The sequence below is a fragment of the Micromonospora sp. C28SCA-DRY-2 genome (assembly GCF_030519475.1).
Lineage (GTDB): Bacteria > Actinomycetota > Actinomycetes > Mycobacteriales > Micromonosporaceae > Micromonospora.
On sequence record NZ_JAUMKD010000002.1, the window covers coordinates 405,835 to 424,265 of the forward strand.

Annotated in this window: 17 protein-coding genes; 10 read left to right on the plus strand and 7 right to left on the minus strand. The window is 73.4% G+C overall.

Annotation, left to right across the window (positions count from 1 at the left end):
* Positions 1–49 precede the first annotated feature (49 nt).
* Both kynU and Q3W71_RS10345 read right to left on the minus strand, forming a co-directional pair.
* The gene (gene kynU, locus Q3W71_RS10340; RefSeq protein WP_302919088.1) at positions 50–1,348 is read right to left on the minus strand and encodes a kynureninase; all 1,299 of its coding nucleotides are present in this window, start codon (positions 1,346–1,348) and stop codon (positions 50–52) included.
* 14 nt (positions 1,349–1,362) lie between these two features.
* Positions 1,363–2,265: a tryptophan 2,3-dioxygenase gene (locus Q3W71_RS10345; RefSeq protein ID WP_302919089.1), complete on the minus strand. Its 903-nt coding sequence runs from the start codon at positions 2,263–2,265 to the stop codon at positions 1,363–1,365.
* 146 nt (positions 2,266–2,411) lie between these two features.
* Here Q3W71_RS10345 and Q3W71_RS10350 point away from each other — a divergent pair, with 146 nt between their 5' ends.
* From Q3W71_RS10350 to Q3W71_RS10360, 3 genes are all read left to right on the plus strand, one after another.
* A complete protein-coding gene (locus tag Q3W71_RS10350) occupies positions 2,412–2,879 on the plus strand; it encodes an Lrp/AsnC family transcriptional regulator (RefSeq protein ID WP_302919090.1) in 468 nt (155 codons plus the stop codon).
* Between the two features lie 85 nt (positions 2,880–2,964).
* The gene (locus Q3W71_RS10355) at positions 2,965–3,504 is read left to right on the plus strand and encodes a hypothetical protein (protein WP_302919091.1); all 540 of its coding nucleotides are present in this window, start codon (positions 2,965–2,967) and stop codon (positions 3,502–3,504) included.
* A 12-nt stretch (positions 3,505–3,516) separates the two neighbouring features.
* Positions 3,517–4,347, plus strand: a complete 831-nt coding sequence (locus Q3W71_RS10360; RefSeq protein ID WP_302919092.1) for a class F sortase — start codon at positions 3,517–3,519, stop codon at positions 4,345–4,347.
* Between the two features lie 7 nt (positions 4,348–4,354).
* Here the strand turns inward: Q3W71_RS10360 and Q3W71_RS10365 are convergent, their stop codons facing one another.
* Positions 4,355–4,888, minus strand: coding sequence for an HNH endonuclease (locus tag Q3W71_RS10365; RefSeq protein ID WP_109902624.1), 534 nt, complete (start codon positions 4,886–4,888; stop codon positions 4,355–4,357).
* A gap of 381 nt (positions 4,889–5,269) precedes the next feature.
* On the opposite strand from Q3W71_RS10365, the gene Q3W71_RS10370 reads away from it, so the two are divergent.
* The 5 genes from Q3W71_RS10370 to Q3W71_RS10390 all read left to right on the plus strand — a co-directional run bounded on the left by Q3W71_RS10370 (position 5,270) and on the right by Q3W71_RS10390 (position 10,400).
* Positions 5,270–5,644, plus strand: coding sequence for a hypothetical protein (locus Q3W71_RS10370; protein WP_302919093.1), 375 nt, complete (start codon positions 5,270–5,272; stop codon positions 5,642–5,644).
* 331 nt (positions 5,645–5,975) lie between these two features.
* Positions 5,976–6,956, plus strand: a complete 981-nt coding sequence (locus Q3W71_RS10375) for an ATP-dependent DNA ligase (protein ID WP_302919094.1) — start codon at positions 5,976–5,978, stop codon at positions 6,954–6,956.
* A gap of 126 nt (positions 6,957–7,082) precedes the next feature.
* A complete protein-coding gene (locus Q3W71_RS10380) occupies positions 7,083–8,231 on the plus strand; it encodes a mechanosensitive ion channel family protein (RefSeq protein ID WP_302919095.1) in 1,149 nt (382 codons plus the stop codon).
* A gap of 234 nt (positions 8,232–8,465) precedes the next feature.
* Positions 8,466–9,905, plus strand: a complete 1,440-nt coding sequence (locus tag Q3W71_RS10385; RefSeq protein ID WP_302919096.1) for an MFS transporter — start codon at positions 8,466–8,468, stop codon at positions 9,903–9,905.
* Between the two features lie 63 nt (positions 9,906–9,968).
* On the plus strand, positions 9,969–10,400 hold the full coding sequence (locus Q3W71_RS10390; RefSeq protein WP_302919097.1) for a globin: 432 nt from the start codon (positions 9,969–9,971) through the stop codon (positions 10,398–10,400).
* A gap of 126 nt (positions 10,401–10,526) precedes the next feature.
* Here the strand turns inward: Q3W71_RS10390 and Q3W71_RS10395 are convergent, their stop codons facing one another.
* The 4 genes from Q3W71_RS10395 to ettA all read right to left on the minus strand — a co-directional run bounded on the left by Q3W71_RS10395 (position 10,527) and on the right by ettA (position 14,077).
* The gene (locus tag Q3W71_RS10395) at positions 10,527–11,111 is read right to left on the minus strand and encodes a YbjN domain-containing protein (RefSeq protein WP_167179355.1); all 585 of its coding nucleotides are present in this window, start codon (positions 11,109–11,111) and stop codon (positions 10,527–10,529) included.
* 131 nt (positions 11,112–11,242) lie between these two features.
* On the minus strand, positions 11,243–11,959 hold the full coding sequence (locus tag Q3W71_RS10400) for a hypothetical protein (RefSeq protein ID WP_302919098.1): 717 nt from the start codon (positions 11,957–11,959) through the stop codon (positions 11,243–11,245).
* Positions 11,956–12,399, minus strand: a complete 444-nt coding sequence (locus Q3W71_RS10405; protein ID WP_302919099.1) for a thioesterase family protein — start codon at positions 12,397–12,399, stop codon at positions 11,956–11,958. The genes Q3W71_RS10400 and Q3W71_RS10405 overlap by 4 nt, the downstream gene beginning before the upstream one ends.
* A gap of 1 nt (position 12,400) precedes the next feature.
* The gene (gene ettA / locus Q3W71_RS10410; RefSeq protein ID WP_302919100.1) at positions 12,401–14,077 is read right to left on the minus strand and encodes an energy-dependent translational throttle protein EttA; all 1,677 of its coding nucleotides are present in this window, start codon (positions 14,075–14,077) and stop codon (positions 12,401–12,403) included.
* Positions 14,078–14,392: 315 nt separating this feature from the next.
* On the opposite strand from ettA, the gene Q3W71_RS10415 reads away from it, so the two are divergent.
* Together Q3W71_RS10415 and otsB are read left to right on the plus strand one after the other, a co-directional pair.
* Positions 14,393–15,793, plus strand: a complete 1,401-nt coding sequence (locus Q3W71_RS10415; RefSeq protein WP_302919101.1) for a trehalose-6-phosphate synthase — start codon at positions 14,393–14,395, stop codon at positions 15,791–15,793.
* A gap of 41 nt (positions 15,794–15,834) precedes the next feature.
* Positions 15,835–18,396 carry a trehalose-phosphatase gene (otsB, locus tag Q3W71_RS10420; RefSeq protein ID WP_302919656.1) on the plus strand — a complete coding sequence of 854 codons (2,562 nt, stop codon included), beginning with the start codon at positions 15,835–15,837 and terminating at the stop codon, positions 18,394–18,396.
* Positions 18,397–18,431 lie beyond the last annotated feature (35 nt).

Below are 18,431 nucleotides of genomic sequence, written 5' to 3' on the forward strand. Positions count from 1 at the left end.
CCATGAGGCGCCATCGCGCTGAGCCTGATGATTCGCGCGCTCCGCTCGCTCATGCGGTCACCTCCCCGACGGTCGCGGCGAGCGCCTCGGCGACCCGCCAGCAGTCGTGGTACGTGGAGTAGAGCGGCACCGGGGCGAACCGGACCACGTCCGGCTCCCGGGCGTCGGCGATCACGCCGTGCTCGTGGCGCAGCCGCTTGGTCAGCTCGGCGGCGCTGCCGGCGCCGATCCGCACCGACAGCTGGCAGCCGCGGCGCTGCGGCTCGCGCGGGGTGACCACGGTCAGCGGCCGGGTGGCGGTCACCTCGTCGAGCAGCCGCTCCAGGTAGCCGGTGAGCCGGATGCTGCGCTCGCGCAGGGCGGGCATGCCGACGGCGTCGAAGATCTCCAGCGAGGTCCGCACCGGGCCCATCGCGAAGATCGGCGGATTGGAGATCTGCCAGGCCTCCACGGTGGCCGGTGGCCGGGAGACCGGGGTCATCTCGAACCGGGTGGCCGCGTCGGTGCTCCACCAGCCCTCGAAGCGCGGCAGGTCGGGGTCGCCGAGGTGCCGCTCGTGGACGAAGACGCCGGCCAGCGCGCCGGGGCCGGAGTTGAGGTACTTGTACGAGCACCACGCGGCGAAGTCGACGTCCCAGTCGTGCAGGGCCAGCGGCACGTTGCCGGCGGCGTGCGCCAGGTCCCAGCCGACCGTCGCCCCGGCGGCCCGGCCGGCGGCGGTGATCGCCGGGATGTCCATCAGCTCGCCGGTGAGGTAGTTGACCCCGCCGAGCAGCACCAGCGCCACCCGGTCCCCCTCGGCGGCGAGGTAGCCGGTGACGTCCTCGGTGCGCAGGGTGTCCTCGCCGGGACGGGGCCGGAGCCGGACCACCGTCTCGTCCGGGTCGAGCCCGTGGAACCGGGCCTGGCTGCGCACCGCGTAGCTGTCCGACGGGAAGGCGCTGTCCTCGATGACGATCCGGGTGCGGGCGCCGGCGGGCCGGTAGAAGCTGACCATCAGCAGGTGCAGGTTGACGGTGAGCGAGTTCATCACCACGGTCTCCGCGGGCCGGGCGCCGACCAGTCGCGCGGCCGGCCCGGTGAGCAGTTCGTGGTACGGCAGCCAGGGCCGCTCCGCCTCCAGGTGCCCCTCGACGCCGAGCCGGCCCCAGGCGTCGAGATCGGCGAGCAGGTCGGTACGGGTGGCCCGGGGCTGCAGTCCGAGCGAGTTGCCGGCCAGGTAGGCCACCTCGGGGTAGCGGCCGCCCTCGGCCGGCGGCACGTGGAACAGGTGGCGGTGGCCGCGGTCGGCGGCGTCGAGGCGGCGCGCCTCGGCCTCACCGGCGGCGAGGGGTGCGGGGGTGTCCATGTCTCGTTCTCCGGTCACATCGCGGTCCGGGCCGACCACAGCTCGGGGAAGACCACCCGGGCCATGCTGCGCTGCAGCCACGCCAGACCGGCGGAGCCGCCGCTGCCGACCTTGGCGCCCATTGTCCGCTGTACGGCCTTGACGTGGTGCTGCCGCCAGTCGCCGAACTGCTCGGCCACCTCGGTCAGCGCCTCGCCCAGCAGGCGCAGGTGGTTCTCCGGCCCGGCGTCGGCGTAGACCCGCACCCAGGCCGCCTCCACCGCGGGGTGCGGCTCGTGCTCGACGGCCACGTCCCGCTCCAGCAGCTCGGCCGGCAGCTCGTGGCCGTGCCCGGCGAGCAGGGCGAGCACGTCGTCCCAGACGCTCGGCGCGGCCAGGGCGGCGGTCAGTTCGGCGTACACCTCGGTCTGCCGGCGGAACGGCCGGATCAGCGCCGGGTCCCGGAGCCCGAGCAGGAACTCCAGCTGGCGGTACATCGCCGACTGAAAGCCGGAGCCCTCGCCGAGCAGGTTGCGGAACCGGTTGAAGTCGGCCGGGGTCATCCAGCGCAGCCCCTTCCAGGCCGCGTTCAACCCCTCCAGGTGCAGGGCGGCCCGGCGCAGCGGGGCCAGTGCGTCCCACACCCGGTCGGCGCGCAGCAGCCGCTGGGTCTCCCGCAGCTCGTGGCAGGTGAGCTTGAAGTACAGCTCCATGATCTGGCTGACCACCAGGAACGACATCTCGCCCGGGTCGTCGCTGAGCGGCTCCTGCAACCGGTGCAGGGTGCTGGCCCGGACGTACGCGTCGTACGGCACCCGCTCGGCGAACTCCAGCGTCGGCTTGCCACCGTTGCGCTGCGCCCGAGCGGCCCGCTGCTGCGGGGTGGTGGGGCGCACCACCGCGGCCGGCGCGGGCGCCGGCAGCTCCGTCTGCTTCACCTGTCGTCTCCTCCGTGAGCCGGGTGGCGACATGATCTCCCGGTCACAGCGGCGAACGGAATGCCTGTTCAACGGCGCTGCGCCGGGACGACCTGCCGTCGCGAAGGCGGTTCGGCGGTTCCGGTTGGAGAACGTAAGGTCTGCTCATGGACGACATGGACTGGGCGCTGCTACGGGAGTTGCAGGCCGACGCGCGGCTCTCCTTCAGCGAGCTGTCCCGGCGGGTGCACCTCTCCCCGCCCGCGGTGGCCGAGCGGGTCCGCCGGCTGGAGGAGTCCGGCGTGATCACCGGCTACCACGCGCACGTCGACCTCACCCGGGCCGGACGCACGGTGGTCGCGCTGATCCGGATGTCCTGCTACGGCGCCCGGTGCATCCTGCACGACCCCGAGGTCGCCGGGTGGCCGGAGATCCTGGAGATCCACCGGATCACCGGCGACGCGTGCAGCATGCTCAAGGTCGCGGCCGGTTCGATCGACGAGTTCGAGGCGGTGATCGACCGGCTCGCCCCGTACGGCCAGCCGTCCAGCACGATGGTGCTCTCCACCCCGCTGGACTGGCATCCGGTCACCCCGCTGCCGCCCGCCGACGGCCCCGCCACCCGGCGCCGCTGACCGGCCCGGTTAGCCCCGCACCCAGGGGGAAAGCACGCCGGGTCGCCCCAGCAGGACCGGTACACCGGTGCCGGGAGGGAGGATCATGCGGGGTCTGCGACCGGACGGAGGCGTGCTCCGCGCCCCGTCGACCATCATCCGGCTGCTCGGGGTCTTCGTCGTGATCGGGGCCTTCGTCCTGGTCGGCGCGACGCCGGCCCGGGCCGCCGAGAACGTCTTCGTCGAGGTGACGCCGAACAGCGCACAGGCGGGCACCCGGGTGAGCATCCGGGCCGGCTGCGACAACGGCAACAACCGGCAGGCGGAGGTGCACTCCGACGCGTTCGGGCGGGTGGTGCTCCGACCGGACAACGGCTTCCTGACCGGTCAGGCGACCATCCCGGCCAACAAACAGCCCGGTGACTACCCGGTCGACCTGCGCTGCCAGAACGGCAAGACCGCGACCACCACGCTGACCGTGCTGAACATGGAGCAGCCCAGCAAGGGGCCGGCGACCGGGGGCGGCGCCACCGCCGGCGGCCGGGGCACCGGCTCGCTGCTGCTGGTCGGCGGCGTCGCCGTGGTCGCCGTGGTGGTGGCCTTCGGGGTGTTCGGCAACCGCCGTCGGACCGGGGCCGGCTCCTGACCCCCCGCCGCCATGGCCGGTTCTCGCGCGCGCACCCCGCGACCGGGCCGGGCGGCCGCCCGCCGGGCGCTGCGGGCGTCCGGACGGGCGGTGGTGGCCACCACCCGGCGGCTGCGCCGGGTGGCCGGCGAGGCCGTCTCGGCCAGCGTCGCCACGCCGGACCCCGCCACCCGGCCGTTGCCGGCCCGACCCCGGCACCGCTGGGCGCCCGGTCGACGGCTGGCCGCGGCCAACCCCGGCCTGCCGGTACTGGTGATCGGCACGCTGATGGTGCTGATCGTGGCGATGCTCGGGGTGGAGCGGGTCACCGGGATCAGCATGCTGCCCGACCGGTTCACCGCCAGCCTGCGGCCGCCACCGAAGAAGTTCCCGGTGCTGCCGGCGAGCCGGCCGGTGGGCATCAGCAGCCAACCGATCGACCTGGCGGCGCCCGTGCACAACGTCGGCATCGCCCCGGACGGCAGCATCGCCGTGCCGGACGCCGACCGCGCCCAGGAGGCCGGCTGGTACGACCAGGGCCCGACCCCGGGCCAGTACGGGCCGGCGGTCATCGTCGGGCACGTCGACACCAGCACCGGGCCGGCGGTGTTCCACCGGTTGCGTCAACTGCGCGCGGGCGACCCGGTCGAGGTCAGCCGCGAGGACGGCTCGGTGGCGGTCTTCGAGGTGGACTCGGTGGAGCGGTTCGACAAGGAGCGGTTGCCGGTGGACGAGGTGTACGGCGACTTCAGCCGCCCCAACCTGCGCCTGATCACCTGTGGCGGCCGCTGGGTCGGCGGGGAGACCGGCTACGCCGACAACGTGGTCGTCTTCGCCACCCTGGTGCGGGCGCGCGACGGGTGAGCGGGGCTCAGGCCGCCTCGGGCTCCCGCAGGTCGAGCCAGTCGGCCCAGCGCGGGTCGGGCGCCCGGTGGCCCAGCACCCGCCAGGCGACGCCCTTCGGGGCGGCCGGCAGCGCGTGCAGCCGCCAGCCCAGCTCGGCCGGGGTCTTGTCGCCCTTGGTGTGGTTGCACTTGGCGCACGCCGCCACCACGTTCTCCCAGGCGTGCCGGCCACCCCGGCTGCGCGGGAAGACGTGGTCGATGGTCTCCGCCGGCCCCCGGCAGTACGCGCACCGCCAGCCGTCGCGGGCGAAGATGGCCCGGCGGGACAGCCCGACGTGGGTGCGGTAGGGCACCCGGACGAACCGGGTGAGCCGGACGACCGACGGCACCGGTAACGCGTTGCGGGCGCTGTGCAGGACACCGTCGCCGTCGGCGACGCAGACGGCCTTGGCAGAGAGCACGAGGATGGCGGCACGACGGACGGACACGACACACAGCGGCTCGTAGGTGGCGTTGAGGACCAGCGCGCCGGAGCCCACCGTGGGTCGTATGTCAGGCATCGCGCTCACCCTCCCGGTCCAGCGGCCCCACTCGCCACCGTCGACCGGGATCGGGCACAGCGCTCACCGCGGCCGACGCCGGCCGGATCACCGACATCCGTTGCGCCAATAGTCCCTGATCGGAACCGGGATTGCACGTACTAATCTCTCATCTGGCAGAGAGATCATCCGGACTGCGGCTGATCGCCGTGCCGACCTGGGTGAACTCTTCCGCCACGGGACAGCGGTCGACGGCCCCCTGCCGGTGTCAGGTGCGCCGGATCCGGGCCCGATGATCTTTCGCTCGCCGCCCTGCCGTCCACGCAGGCCAGGGGGCTCGAAGATGCCGATGACCCCGGACAGAACGATCCCCGACCGGACGGCCGCTGCGATGATCAGGCGATGACCGACCAGCCGGACTGGACCACCCCCATCCGGGCGGTGCACGTGCGGCACGGCACCCAGACGGCCTGCGGCGGGATCGCCGTCGTGCTCGCGGACGTCGAGCCACATCCGGCCTACGCCTTCACCGCACGGTTCGAGGGACGACCACCCGGCCCGGCCGACCTGCGCCAGGAGTGCGTCGACGGCTTCACCGACGGGATCCGGACCGAGTTGGTCCGGCTCTGCGGCGGACAGCCGCCCCCGGTCCGGGTCGTGCTGCGCCGCATCCTGGTCCACGACGTCGACTCGTCGGCGGCGATCAACCGGGCAGCCGGACGGCTGGCCGCCGCGGAGGTGCTCCGGCGCGCCATCGACGGCCGGCGGGCACCCTGACCAGCCGGCGGCGTGCGGGTGAACCGCCAGCGCGCCCCCGGGGTCACCTCCCGGGACCGGTCCCGCACCGACCGCTGATCGACCGGTGGCCCCTCGACGCACCGCTGCGCGCCGGACCTCGACGGCGCCGGCCCGGGTCGGGCTCGCGTGGCCGGGGCCGGGTATCCAACCTTCCGCATCTACCAGCGCGAGCGCAGCCGCACCCTGGAGTATCCGAGGCGGGGGTGACAGCGATTCGCGACCGACAGGCGGCGCCACCGGCACGGTGAGCCCGGCCCGGCGCAGAGCGGGCCCGGCCGCCGGCGCGGCGCTACGACCGCCCATCACGCCGATGCTCGCCGTGGCGGTCGACGCCGTACCCGAGGGCGCCGGGCTGGCGTACGAGCCGAAATGGGACGGCTGGCGAGCGCTGGCCTTCCGCTCGGCCGCCGGCGTCCACCTCCAGTCCCGCGCTGGCCGCGACCTCAGCACCTACTTCCCGGACATCACCCGGGCGGTACGGGCCGCCGTACCGCCCGGTGTGGTGCTCGACGGGGAGCTGGTTGCCTGGGAGCGGGAGAGGACGAACTTCGCTCTGCTGCAACGTCGGGTGACCGCGGGCCGGCAGCTGCTCGCCACCGCCCGCCGCCACCCCGCTCACTACGTCGTGTTCGACGTGCTCAGCGCGCCGCCGGGTGGGCCGCTCCTCGACGTCCCGCTCGCCGATCGTCGTGCCCTCCTGGTCGACCTGCTGGCGGGAGCGCCCCCGGCGATCACCCTGTCGCCGCAGACGACCGACGTGGCCCAGGCGGCCGAGTGGCTGGGCAGCTGGACAGCGGCGGGCGTCGAGGGTGTCATGATCAAGGAGCTGGGCGGACGCTACGAGGCGGGCCGGCGGGGCTGGCGGAAGTTCCGGGCCTACTGCACCACCGAGGCGGTGATCGGCGGTGTCACGGGGACGATCGACGCTCCGGAGAGCGCGTTGGTGGGGCGTCTGGACCGGCGCGGGCGGCTGCGCTACACCGGCCGGACGCACCCCCTGGGCGAGGGGCAGCGCCGCGAGCTGAGCGCCCTGCTCACACCCCCGCGGGCGCGGCGTCCGGGCGGCCCGGTGACCCACCCGTGGCCACAGCCGCTCCCCGCCGCCTGGTCCGGCCAGCTCGACCGTCCCGAGCCCCTGCGGTACACCCAGGTGGAACCGATCGTGGTGGCGGAGATCGAGGTCGACACGGCGTACGAGCATCACCGGTGGCGGCACGGGGTCCGGTACCTGCGTCCACGGTTGGACCTGTCCGCCCACGACGTGCCGCTGCTGCTCGACGAGCCGGGGTAGGGATCGGCGGCGCCGGCCGGTCGGTGGCGGCGGCGTCCCACGCGCCACCGCACGAGGCGAGGAAGCCGGCCACCGCCGCCTCGACGGCGCCGGTCCCCCGGTGAGGCTTCCTCCGCGCCCGCCACGATGACCGGTTTCGCACCCGGTGGGCGGGCGTACCGGCGGCACCGGTCACCCCGGCGGTGGGTCGGCGCGGAGAGCCCACCCGGGGTGCGGTACGAAGACACGGTGAGTTCCGTCAGCCTGTTCCTCGCCGAACCCGCGCCGAGCCCGGACCCGACGCCGAGCCCCCAGTGCCTGGAGGAGGCGCTCTGCAAGGCGGCCTGGGAGATCACCAACTCGGTCTGGTTCGCCGAGGGCAGTTACTGGATCCTGCTCAAGCCGCTGCGCGTGGTGCTGATCCTGCTGCTGGCGGTCGCCGCCCGGTGGCTGGTGCACCGGACGATCCGCCGGCTGGTGCGCACCACCACGGCCGCCGGGGTGCCCACCATGCTGCGGCCGCTGCGGGAGCGGATCCCCACCGCCGCGGCCGAGCCGGGCGAGTTCGTGCCGGAACGGCGGCGCCAGCGCGCCGAGGCGATCGGGTCGGTGCTGCGCAGCCTGACCACGGCGTTCATCTTCGGCATCGCGCTGCTGATGGTGCTCAAGGAGTTCAGCTTCGACCTCGCCCCGCTGCTGGCCAGCGCGGGCATCGCCGGGGTGGCGCTCGGCTTCGGCGCGCAGAGTCTGGTCAAGGACCTGATCGCCGGCCTGTTCATGCTCATCGAGGACCAGTACGGCGTGGGCGACACGGTCGACCTGGGCGAGGCGACCGGGGTGGTGGAGTCGGTCGGGCTGCGGGTGACCACCGTCCGGGACGGGCGCGGGGTGCTCTGGTACATCCGCAACGGCGAGATCGTCCGGGTCGGCAACAAGAGCCAGGGCTGGGCCCTGGTCGTGGTCGACCTGCCGATCGGCTTCGCCGGCACCGAGGAGGCCACCGCGGTGCTGCGCACCGCCGCCGCGTCGGTGGCGGTCGACCCGGAACTGTCGCCGGAGATCGTCGAGGCGCCCGAGGTGCTCGGGGTCGAGCAGATGACGGTGGAGGGCGCGGTGATCCGCACCGTCGTCAAGACCACCGCCGACGGGCAGTTCGCGGTCGGCCGCGAGTTGCGCCGCCGGCTCACCGAGGCGCTGGAGAACTCCGGGATCACCGCCCGGATCGCGGCCGCCCGCCTCTACCCGGGAATGGCCGCCGGCGGCCCCGGCGAGACCGGTCAGGGCGGCGCCACCTGAGTGGCCGGGTGGCCGAGCAGCATGGGGTCGCGGGCCGGCCGGCCCCTCGGGTATCGTCCGTTCGTTCAGTCGGGGATGCGACGATCAAGCCGTTCGCCCTAGCCAGTTGTCAGACGATCGGGCAGAATCCGGGGCACGCGTTCCCCCCGGAACGTGATCACGTCCTCGCTGATCCGTAGATCTGACGACGGTTTCCCGGGCGCGTACGCCACGAGCGGTTGCACCCGGGAAACGATGGAGGCGACGGTGTCCGACGAGCGACCCTCTCGGGAAGGGCCGGCCACCTTCCACGAGGTGTTCGCCCAGCGCGAGTATCGGGCGATCTTCGCGGCGAGCGCGCTCTCCTGGGTCGGCGACTACATCGCCAAGGCGGCCGTCACCCTCCTGGTCTACCGGGAGACCCGCTCGGTGGCGCTCTCCGCCGTCGCGTTCGCGATCAGCTACCTGCCCTGGCTGGTCGGCGGCCCGCTGCTGTCCACCCTCGCCGAACGGCACCGCTACCGGCAGGTGATGGTCGCCTGCGACCTGATCCGGATGGCCCTGATGGCGGTCATCGCCATCCCGAACATGCCGGTCAACGCGATCCTGGTGCTGCTCTTCGCCGCCACCCTGGCCAACCCGCCCAGCCAGGCCGCGAAGTCCGCGCTGATGCCGCTGGTGCTCACCGGCGACCGGCTCGTCCTCGGGCTCTCCCTGAACGCCAGCGCCGGCCAGGCCGCGCAGGTCGTCGGCTACCTCGTCGGCGCGTCCGTGGCGGCGTTCAACCCGGCCGTCGCCCTGCTGATCAACGCGGCGACGTTCGCCGTCTCGGCCGCGCTGACCCGCTTCGGGGTCTCCGACCGGCCGCCGGCGATGACCGCCGCGCACCGCAGCCACCTGCTCCGGGAGACCGGCCAGGGGTTCCAGATCGTGTTCGGCACCCCGGTGCTGCGGGCCATCGCCGTGCTGGTGTTCAGCGCCATGCTCTTCTCCATCGTGCCCGAGGGGCTGGCCGCGGCCTGGGCGAGCGAGCACGGCGGCGAGGGGATGGACACCGGCGTCGCGCAGGCCGTCATCATGGCCGCCAACCCGGTCGGCTTCATCCTCGGCGGGCTGGTGGTCGGCCGGGCGTTCGGGCCGGACCGGCGGCTGGCACTGATGCGGCCGCTCGCGGTGCTCGCCCCGGCGGTGCTGGTGCCCGCCCTGTTCGACCCGCCACCGGCGGTGGTGGCCCTGCTCGCCGGCGCCTGCGGGTTCGCGGTCGCCGGCATGCTGCCGATGGCCAACGGGCTGTTCGTGCGCGCCCTGCCCAGCGGCTTCCGGGCCCGGGCGTTCGGCGTGATGGCCAGCGGGGTGCAGGTGATCCAGGGCGTGGCGGTGCTGGCCACCGGGCTGCTCGCCGAGCGGTTCCCGATCCCGGCGGTGGTCGGGTGGTGGAGCGCGGCGGGCGTCCTGCTGATGGCCCTGGTGGCGCTGCGCTGGCCGAGCCGGGCCAGCGTCGACGCGGCGGTCACCGCGGCGGAACGGGCGAGCGGCGCGGCCGCCGAGCCGGCCGAGGACCCGACCGTGGAGCAGACCGGCGGCGCGCCGGACCGGGGCGAGGGCGGGGCGGGCGAACGGCCGTCGGACGGGGGCGGCGGTCCGGTCGCCGGCCGGCCCGGCGAACCGGGGCGGCCCCGGCACGCGGTGAGCTGACTTACACCCGTACCCCGGTCCCTCCCCCGGGTTCGGCCCGGGGGCACCTGGCAGGATGGAACGGTGAATCCCGCTGCTGAGTCCGACCGTCCCCGGCCCTCGGTGACCCTCTTCGAGGCGATCGGCGGTGAGCCCGCCTTCCGCAAGCTGGTCGACGAGTTCTACGCGGGGGTCGCCGACGACCCGCTGCTGCGCCCGATGTACCCGGAGGAGGACCTGGGCCCGGCGGCGGACCGGCTGACGCTGTTCCTGATGCAGTACTGGGGCGGCCCGAACACCTACTCGGCCCAGCGGGGGCACCCGCGGCTGCGGATGCGGCACGCGCCGTTCCGGATCGGCGCGGCCGAGCGGGACGCCTGGCTGCGGCACATGCGCACGGCCGTCGACCGCCTCGACCTGCCGCCGGAGCTCGCCACCGCGCTCTGGGACTACCTGGAGCGGGCCGCGTACTTCATGGTCAACGTGATGGAGGACCCGGCCGCCGGGACGCCGTAGCCGTCGGCACGGCGGCGGGCACGCCTCGCGACCCGGCAGCCACGCCCGGGTAGGCCAGCCGGCGGGCGGCCGGCCCGGTAGACAGGCGACCACGCCCGGCGGACCGCGGCCCGGGCGGGCGGGCGGTCAGAGCAGGGCGCCCTCGTCGTGCAGCCAGTCGACGAAGCTGGTGGCCACCGCGGCGCCGCAGTCGAGCATCTCGACCAGGAGCGCGTCGTGCGTCCCGGCACCGAAGGGCACCTGGAGTTCGGCGTAGATGGGCAGCTGGCCGCGCTCGGTGGGGTCGCCGACGTAGGCCTTGCAGAACCGGCGGGTGTGGTTCCACTCGTTGACCACCCGGTAGGCCCGGTCGGCCCAGTCGGGCGGGACCGTCGCGTGTGGACGCGCCCGCATCACCAGGATCTCGTCCTCCGGGCCTTCGAGGGTGACCAGCACCGCGTGCCGCTCCCACATGGCCAGCAGGTTGCCGTCACCGTCGGCCAGGTAACGCACGTCGAGCAGGTCGAGCGCCTCGCAGACCCGGCCGAGGGTGACCGGCTCGACCGTGGCTCGCATCTCCGGGATGGCGGGCCGGTCGACGGCCGGGGAGTCGTCCTCCGGCTGCCGGGGGGTCGGTGGCCCGACCCGGACGGTGCCCTCCACTGTGATCCCGCTTCGAGTTTCCGGATCGCCGCCGTTGGCGGGACCGGGGCGCCATGACCACCACGGCATCGCTCGCGCACCTCACTCCCCAGCGGATCCAGTCGCCTACGGTGCGTTGGATCCGAGGATGGACGGTACCCGGACAGCCGGGTTGAAGCATCCCCCCAACGGGAGCCCCAAACCAGAAGAATGACCAGGGGTCAGCCGAACGGATGACCACCAGAGGGCCGTACGGCAAGATCAGTGGCCGTCTGCGACCAGGTCGCTCCGTATGGTCCCACCAGGCCGACCCAACGTCCGGCCGTACGCACCTGGACGTCGGCGGCGTCGGTGTCGCCGGAGCCGCCGCCCGGCGCGCCCAGGAAGCCCATCCGGACCAGCCCCTGGACCAGCCGCTGGGTCACCTCGACCGGCTCGCCCGGCGGGTCGTCCGGGGTCACCACGACCGGCACGTGGTCGAGCAGCGCGTCGCGCAGCGCCCGCTGCCCCACCGCCCGTCCGGCCACCCCGTGGGTGCTGGCGGCGCGCAGCGTGCCCGCCGCCGCCTCGGCGATCCGGCGCAGCTCACCACCGGGCAGCGTCTCCACCCGGCGACTGGCCGCCGGCGGCAGCGGCCACCGCCACTGCGCGTCGCGTCGCGCCGGCAACTCCCCCCGCCCCTCGGTGAGCGCCGCCAGCAGGTCGCCCGCGCCCACCGTGACGTCGCCCGGCGCCGCGCCGGCCACCGTGCGCACCACCAGCACCCCCCACGGCAGGCGGGCCCAGAGGGCGGTACGCCCCGGCGCGCCGGCCGGCCGGAGCCGGACCAGGGCACCCCGGTCCAGCCGGACCAGCCGGGCGAGGAAGGCGCCCGCGTCGGCGACGTCGGCGATCCCGTGCCCACCCGCGGCGTCGACCGGGTGACCGGCCGCGGTCACGCCGCGCCCTGCGGGGCGTACGCCAGGAGGAACTGGCGCTCCTCGGCGGTGACCCGGCGCGGCAGCTGCCGGTCGAGGTCGAACGGGACCAGCACCGAGCGGGCCCGGCTGGCCAGCACCTCGCCGTCGTACAACTCGTAGGCGACGGTGAACGAGGCGGCCCGGATCTCCTCCACCCAGAGTTCGATCCGGACGGTCGGCGCCGTCTCCGCGGTGGCCCGGCCCAGGGCGTAGTCGACCGGGCGCAGGTAGTCGACCTCGTGCCGGCGGATCACCACGCCGTCGGCGAACGAGCCCACTCCCCACGCCCGGCCGCCGGCGAACATCAACGCCACCCGGGCCTCCTCGTAGAGGGTGAGGAAGCGCGAGTTGTTGACGTGGCCGTACGCGTCCAGGTCGGACCACCGCAGGGTGCAGTGGTAGACGAACCGGTCGGCCACGTCAGTCGCGGGTCAGCTTGCGGTAGGTCACCCGGTGCGGCCGGGCGGCCTCGGCGCCGAGCCGGTCGATCTTGTTCTTCTCGTACGCCTCGAAGTTGCCCTCGAACCAGAACCACTTCGCCGGGTTCTGGTCGTCGCCCTCCCAGGCCAGGATGTGCGTGGCGACCCGGTCGAGGAACATCCGGTCGTGCGAGATGACCACGGCGCAGCCGGGGAACTCCAGCAGCGCGTTCTCCAGGCTGCCGAGCGTCTCGACGTCGAGGTCGTTGGTCGGCTCGTCGAGCAGGATCACGTTGCCGCCGATCTTCAGCGTCAGCGCCAGGTTGAGCCGGTTGCGCTCGCCGCCGGAGAGCACCTTGGTCGGCTTCTGCTGGTCCGGGCCCTTGAACCCGAACGCCGCGATGTACGCCCGGGACGGCATCTCGACCTTGCCGACCAGGAGGTGGTCCAGCCCGTCGGAGACGGTCTCCCAGACCGTCCGGTCACCGGCCAGCCCCGCCCGGCTCTGGTCGACGTACGACAGCGAGACGGTGTCGCCGACCTTCACCGAGCCGGAGGTCGGCTCCTCCAGCCCGACGATGGTCTTGAACAGGGTGGTCTTGCCGACGCCGTTCGGACCGATCACGCCGACGATGCCGTTGCGCGGCAGCGAGAACGACAGGTCGTCGATCAGCACCCGGTCGCCGAAGGCCTTGACCAGGTTGTTGACCTCGATCACGGTGCTGCCCAGGCGGGGACCCGGCGGGATCTGGATCTCCTCGAAGTCCAGCTTGCGGGTCTGCTCGGCCGCGGTGGCCATCTCCTCGTACCGCTCGAGGCGGGCCTTGGACTTGGTCTGCCGGGCCTTGGCGTTGGAGCGGACCCACTCCAGCTCCTCGTCGAGGCGCTTCTTCATCTTGGCGTCGCGGCGGCCCTCGACGGCCATCCGGGCCGCCTTCTTCTCCAGGTAGGTGGAGTAGTTGCCCTGGTAGCCGATGGCTCGGCCGCGGTCCAGCTCCAGGATCCAGCCGGCCACGTTGTCCAGGAAGTACCGGTCGTGGGTGATGGCGATCACCGTGCCGGCGTACTTGGCCAGGTGCTGCTCCAGCCACTGCACGCTCTCCGCGTCCAGGTGGTTGGTGGGCTCGTCGAGCAGCAACAGGTCGGGCGCCTCCAGCAGCAGCTTGCACAGCGCCACCCGGCGGCGCTCACCGCCGGAGAGCTTGGTGACGTCGGCGTCCGGCGGCGGGCAGCGCAGCGCGTCCATGGCCAGTTCGAGCTTGGAGTCGATGTCCCACGCGTCGGCGTTGTCCAGCTCCTCCTGGAGCTTGCCCATCTCCTCCATCAGCTCGTCGGAGTAGTCGGTCGCCATCTGCTCGGCGATCTTGTTGAACCGCTCGAGCTTGGCCTTGATCTCGGCGACCGCCTCCTCGACGTTGCCGAGGACGGTCTTGGCGTCGTTGAGCGGCGGCTCCTGGGCCAGCATGCCCACGGTGTAGCCGGGCATCAGCCGGGCCTCGCCGTTGCTCGGCCGGTCCCACCCTGCCATGATCTTGAGGAGGCTGGACTTACCGGCGCCGTTCGGGCCGACCACACCGATCTTGGCCCCCGGCAGGAAGCTCAGCGTCACGTTGTCGAGCACGACCTTGTCGCCGTGCGCCTTGCGCGCCTTTTCCAGGACGTAGATGTACTGGGCCACGGTGCGGGCTACCTCCGTAGGTTGCGACTGGGAGCCGGCGGGCGAGGGCGCGGGCTGGTCGTCACCCGCGGCCGCCGGCCGGGGCCGGCCGCACGCACGCCGCTGTCAATCCTGACAGGTACGCGTCGCGACGCCCACATCACCCCGCCGCGGGCGTGCCGGCGGGCGGTCCGCCGGCCGGTCTGTTGACAAGATCACCTCCAGGGTTCGGCGCCGGTGGGACGGGTAGGGAACTCCGGCACGGGGCCCCAGACGCCGCAGCTACGCTCAGTACGCTCATGCGGTTGACCCGTCAGCACCCGGAGGTGGCCGAACGTGACCGTCCGCAGCTCCTTTGTCGTAGTGGCGAACCGCTTGCCGGTCGACGAGGTGAGCACACCCGAGGGACGCCAGTGGCGACGCAGCCCCGGCGGGCTGGTCACCGCCCTGCACCCCGTCCTCGCCGAGCACCAGGGCACCTGGGTCGGCTGGGCCGGCGGCACGGGCGCCGCCCCGGAGCCGTTCGACCTGGAGGGCATCCGGCTGCACCCGGTGCCGCTCAGCGCCGAGGAGCTGGAGCGCTACTACGAGGGGCAGTCCAACGCCACCATCTGGCCGCTCTACCACGACGCCGTGGAGACGCCGGCCTACAAACGGCGCTGGCGGGAGGCGTACCGGCTGGTCAACGCCCGGTTCGCGGAGGCCGCGGCGGACGTCGCCGCCGAGGGCGCCACGGTCTGGGTGCAGGACTACCAGCTCCAGCTGGTGCCGGCCATGCTCCGGGAACTGCGCCCGGACCTGCGGATCGGCTTCTTCCTGCACATCCCGTTCCCGCCGATCGAGCTGTTCATGCAGATGCCGTTCCGCACCGAGATCCTGCGCGGCCTGCTCGGCGCCGACCTGGTCGGCTTCCAGCAGCGGCTGGCCGCGCAGAACTTCGTCCGGCTGGCCCGGCACCTGCTCGGGCTCCGCTACGAGGGGCAGATGATCCAGGTCGACGGGCGCCAGGTGAAGGCCGGCGCCTTCCCGATCAGCATCGACACCCGGGAGATGGAACGGATGGCCGCCGACCCGGCGGTGCAGGCCCGGGCCAAGGAGATCCGCGAGGAACTGGGCAACCCCAAGACGATCATCCTGGGCGTCGACCGGCTCGACTACACCAAGGGCATCGAGTTGCGGCTCAAGGCCTTCCGCGAGCTGCTGGCTGACGGAAAGCTGACAGTCCCGGAGGCCGTCATGGTGCAGGTGGCCACGCCGAGCCGCGAGCGGGTCGAGCACTACCAGGCACTTCGGGTCAAGGTCGAGCGCGAGGTTGGTCGGATTAATGGCGAATTCGGCAGGGTCGGCGTGCCGGCGGTGCATTATCTGCATCAGTCGTACAGTCGCAGTGAACTGGCCGCGATGTACGTCGCTGCCGACGTGATGATGGTGACCCCGCTGCGAGACGGAATGAATCTGGTGGCCAAGGAGTACGTCGCATCGCGCGCCGACCAGGGCGGCGCGCTCGTGCTCAGTGAGTTCGCCGGCGCCGCCACCGAGCTGCGCCAGGCGTTCCTGTGCAACCCACACGACCCGGACGCGGTCAAGGACGCGCTGCTGCGGGCCGTGCACGTGGAGAAGCCGGAGGCCCGCCGCCGGATGCGGATAATGCAACGCCACCTGCGTACCCACGACGTGGGTCACTGGGCCAAGTCGTTCCTCACCGAGCTGGGTGTGCCCGAGGCGGAGGCCGCGTGAACGCGTCCGTCAGCGACGCGGCGCCCATCGTCACCGGGGTGATGGACGCTGAGCTGCGCACGGCCATCGGCCGGATCGCCCGGGTGCCGCAGCTCCTGATCGCCTGCGACTACGACGGCACGCTGGCGCCGATCGTCGAGGACCCGAGCAAGGCCGTACCGCTGCCCGAGTCGGTGGCGGCGGTGCGCGCGCTCGCGGCGCTGCCGCAGACCACCGTGGCGGTGGTCTCCGGCCGGGCGCTGCGCGACCTGGCCGCGCTCTCCCGGCTGCCCAGCGAGGTCCACCTGGTCGGCAGCCACGGCTCCGAGTTCGACATCGGTTTCGTCGAGCGGCTCTCCCCCGAGCTGATCGCGGTACGCACCCGGCTGCGCGACGCGCTGCGCGAGATCGCCGCCGCTCACCCGGGCATCCGGCTGGAGCGCAAGCCGGCGAGCGTCGCGGTGCACACCCGCGGGGTGGACCCGCAGGTCGCCGCGGCGGCCATCGAGGCGGTCCGCAGCGGCCCCGCCACCTGGGACGGCGTCACGGTCACCCAGGGCAAGGAGGTCATCGAGCTGTCGGTGGTGGCCACCCACAAGGGCACCGCCGTCGACCAGCTGCGCACCCAGCTCTCCGCCAGCGCCGTGCTCTTCATCGGCGACGACGTCACCGACGAGAACGCCTTCGGCAACCTGCACGGGCCGGACGTCGGCATCAAGATCGGGCCCGGCGACACCCAGGCGCAGTTCCGGGTCGCCGAACCGATCGAGGCGGCGCGGGCCCTCGGGCTGCTGCTGGAGACCCGCCGGCACTGGCTCTTCGGCGAGCGGGCGGTGCCGATCGAGCGGCACTCGATGCTGGCCAACGGCCGCACCGTCGCACTGCTCACCCCGGACGCCAAGGTCACCTGGCTCTGCCACCCCAAGCCGGACTCGGCGGCCATCTTCGCCGACCTGGTCGGCGGCAGCCCGGCCGGATACTTCAGTGTCGCGCCGGAACGCGGCGGCATCCCGCTGGGCCAGCGGTACCGCTCGGGCACGATGACGGTGGAGACCCGCTGGTCGGGCCTGACCGTCACCGACTGGCTCGACACGCCGGACAGCGAGACCACGCCGGACGGCCCGGTCATCGTCAGCGGCGACTCCACCCTGGTCCGGGTGCTCACCGGCACCGGCCGGGCCCGGATCGAATTCGCGCCCCGGCCCGAGTTCGGCCAGGTGGCCGTGCAGCTGCAACCGCTCGGCGACGGCCTGCTGGTGCTCGGCTCCAACGAGCCGGTCGCGCTCTACTCCCCCGGCGTCGAGTGGGAGGTGACCGGCGACGGCGTCTACGAGACCGCGAAGGCGGTCGTCGACCTGCGTGCCGCCGGCGGCCAGGTGGTGCTGGAGATGCGCTTCGGCACGCAGAGCCTGGAACACCACCGGCTGCCGATCCACGAGCGGCAGGCCGCGGCCGAGCAGCCGTGGAAGGACTGGGTCGCCTCGCTGCGGCTGCCGAACACCGCGCGGGACCTGGTCGCCCGCAGCGCGCTCACCCTGCGCGGGCTCTGCCACCAGGCCACCGGCTCGATCCTGGCCGCGGCCACCACCTCCCTGCCGGAGGAGCTGGGCGGGGTCCGCAACTGGGACTACCGGTACTGCTGGCTGCGCGACGCGGCGCTGACCGCCCGGGCGCTGGTCGACCTCGGTTCGACCGAGGAGGCCGAGGGGCTGTTGCGGTGGATCGACGGCGTCGTCGAGCGCACCGGCGGGCACCCCGAGCGGCTGCACCCGCTCTACACCGTGGACGGCTACGAACTGGGCGCCGAGGCGGTCATCGACACCCTGCCCGGCTACGCCGGCTCCCGCCCGGTGCGGGTCGGCAACCTGGCCAACCACCAGCTCCAGCTGGACGTCTTCGGCCCGGTGGCCGACCTGATCGCCGCCGTCGCCGACGCCCGCGGCTCGGTCCGCGAGGACGAGTGGCGGGTGCTGGAGAACATGGTCGAGGCGGTCCGCCGCCGCTGGCACGAGCCCGACCACGGCATCTGGGAGGCCCGCCTCCCGCCGCGGCACCACATCTTCTCCAAGACGATGTGCTGGATGACCGTCGACCGGGCGCTGCACGTGGTCCGCCAGCACGGCGGCGACGACCGGCCGGAGTGGGTGGAACTGCGCGACCGGATCGGCGCCAACGTGCTGGAGTACGGCTGGCACGAGCACGCCGAGGCGTACAGCGTCGCGTACGGGGACGAGGACATGGACGCCTCGTCGCTCTGGATCGGCCTGTCCGGCCTGCTCCCCGGCGACGACCCGCGCTTCCTCTCCACGGTGCTCAAGATCGAGGCCGACCTGCGCAGCGGCCCGGTGGTCTACCGCTACCACTGGGACGACGGCCTGCCCGGCCGCGAGGGCGGCTTCCACATCTGCACCGCCTGGCTGGTCGAGGCGTACCTGCGCACCGGCCGGCGGGACGACGCCGAGGAACTGTTCGCCCAGATGATCGACACGGCCGGGCCGACCGGGCTGCTTCCCGAGCAGTACGACCCGCTGGCCGAGCGCGGGCTGGGCAACCACCCGCAGGCCTACAGCCACCTGGGCGTTATCCGCTGCGCCCTCCTGCTGGACAACATGCTCAAACAGTGACCTGACGGTTCCACCCGACGGCGGCCGGAGACCCG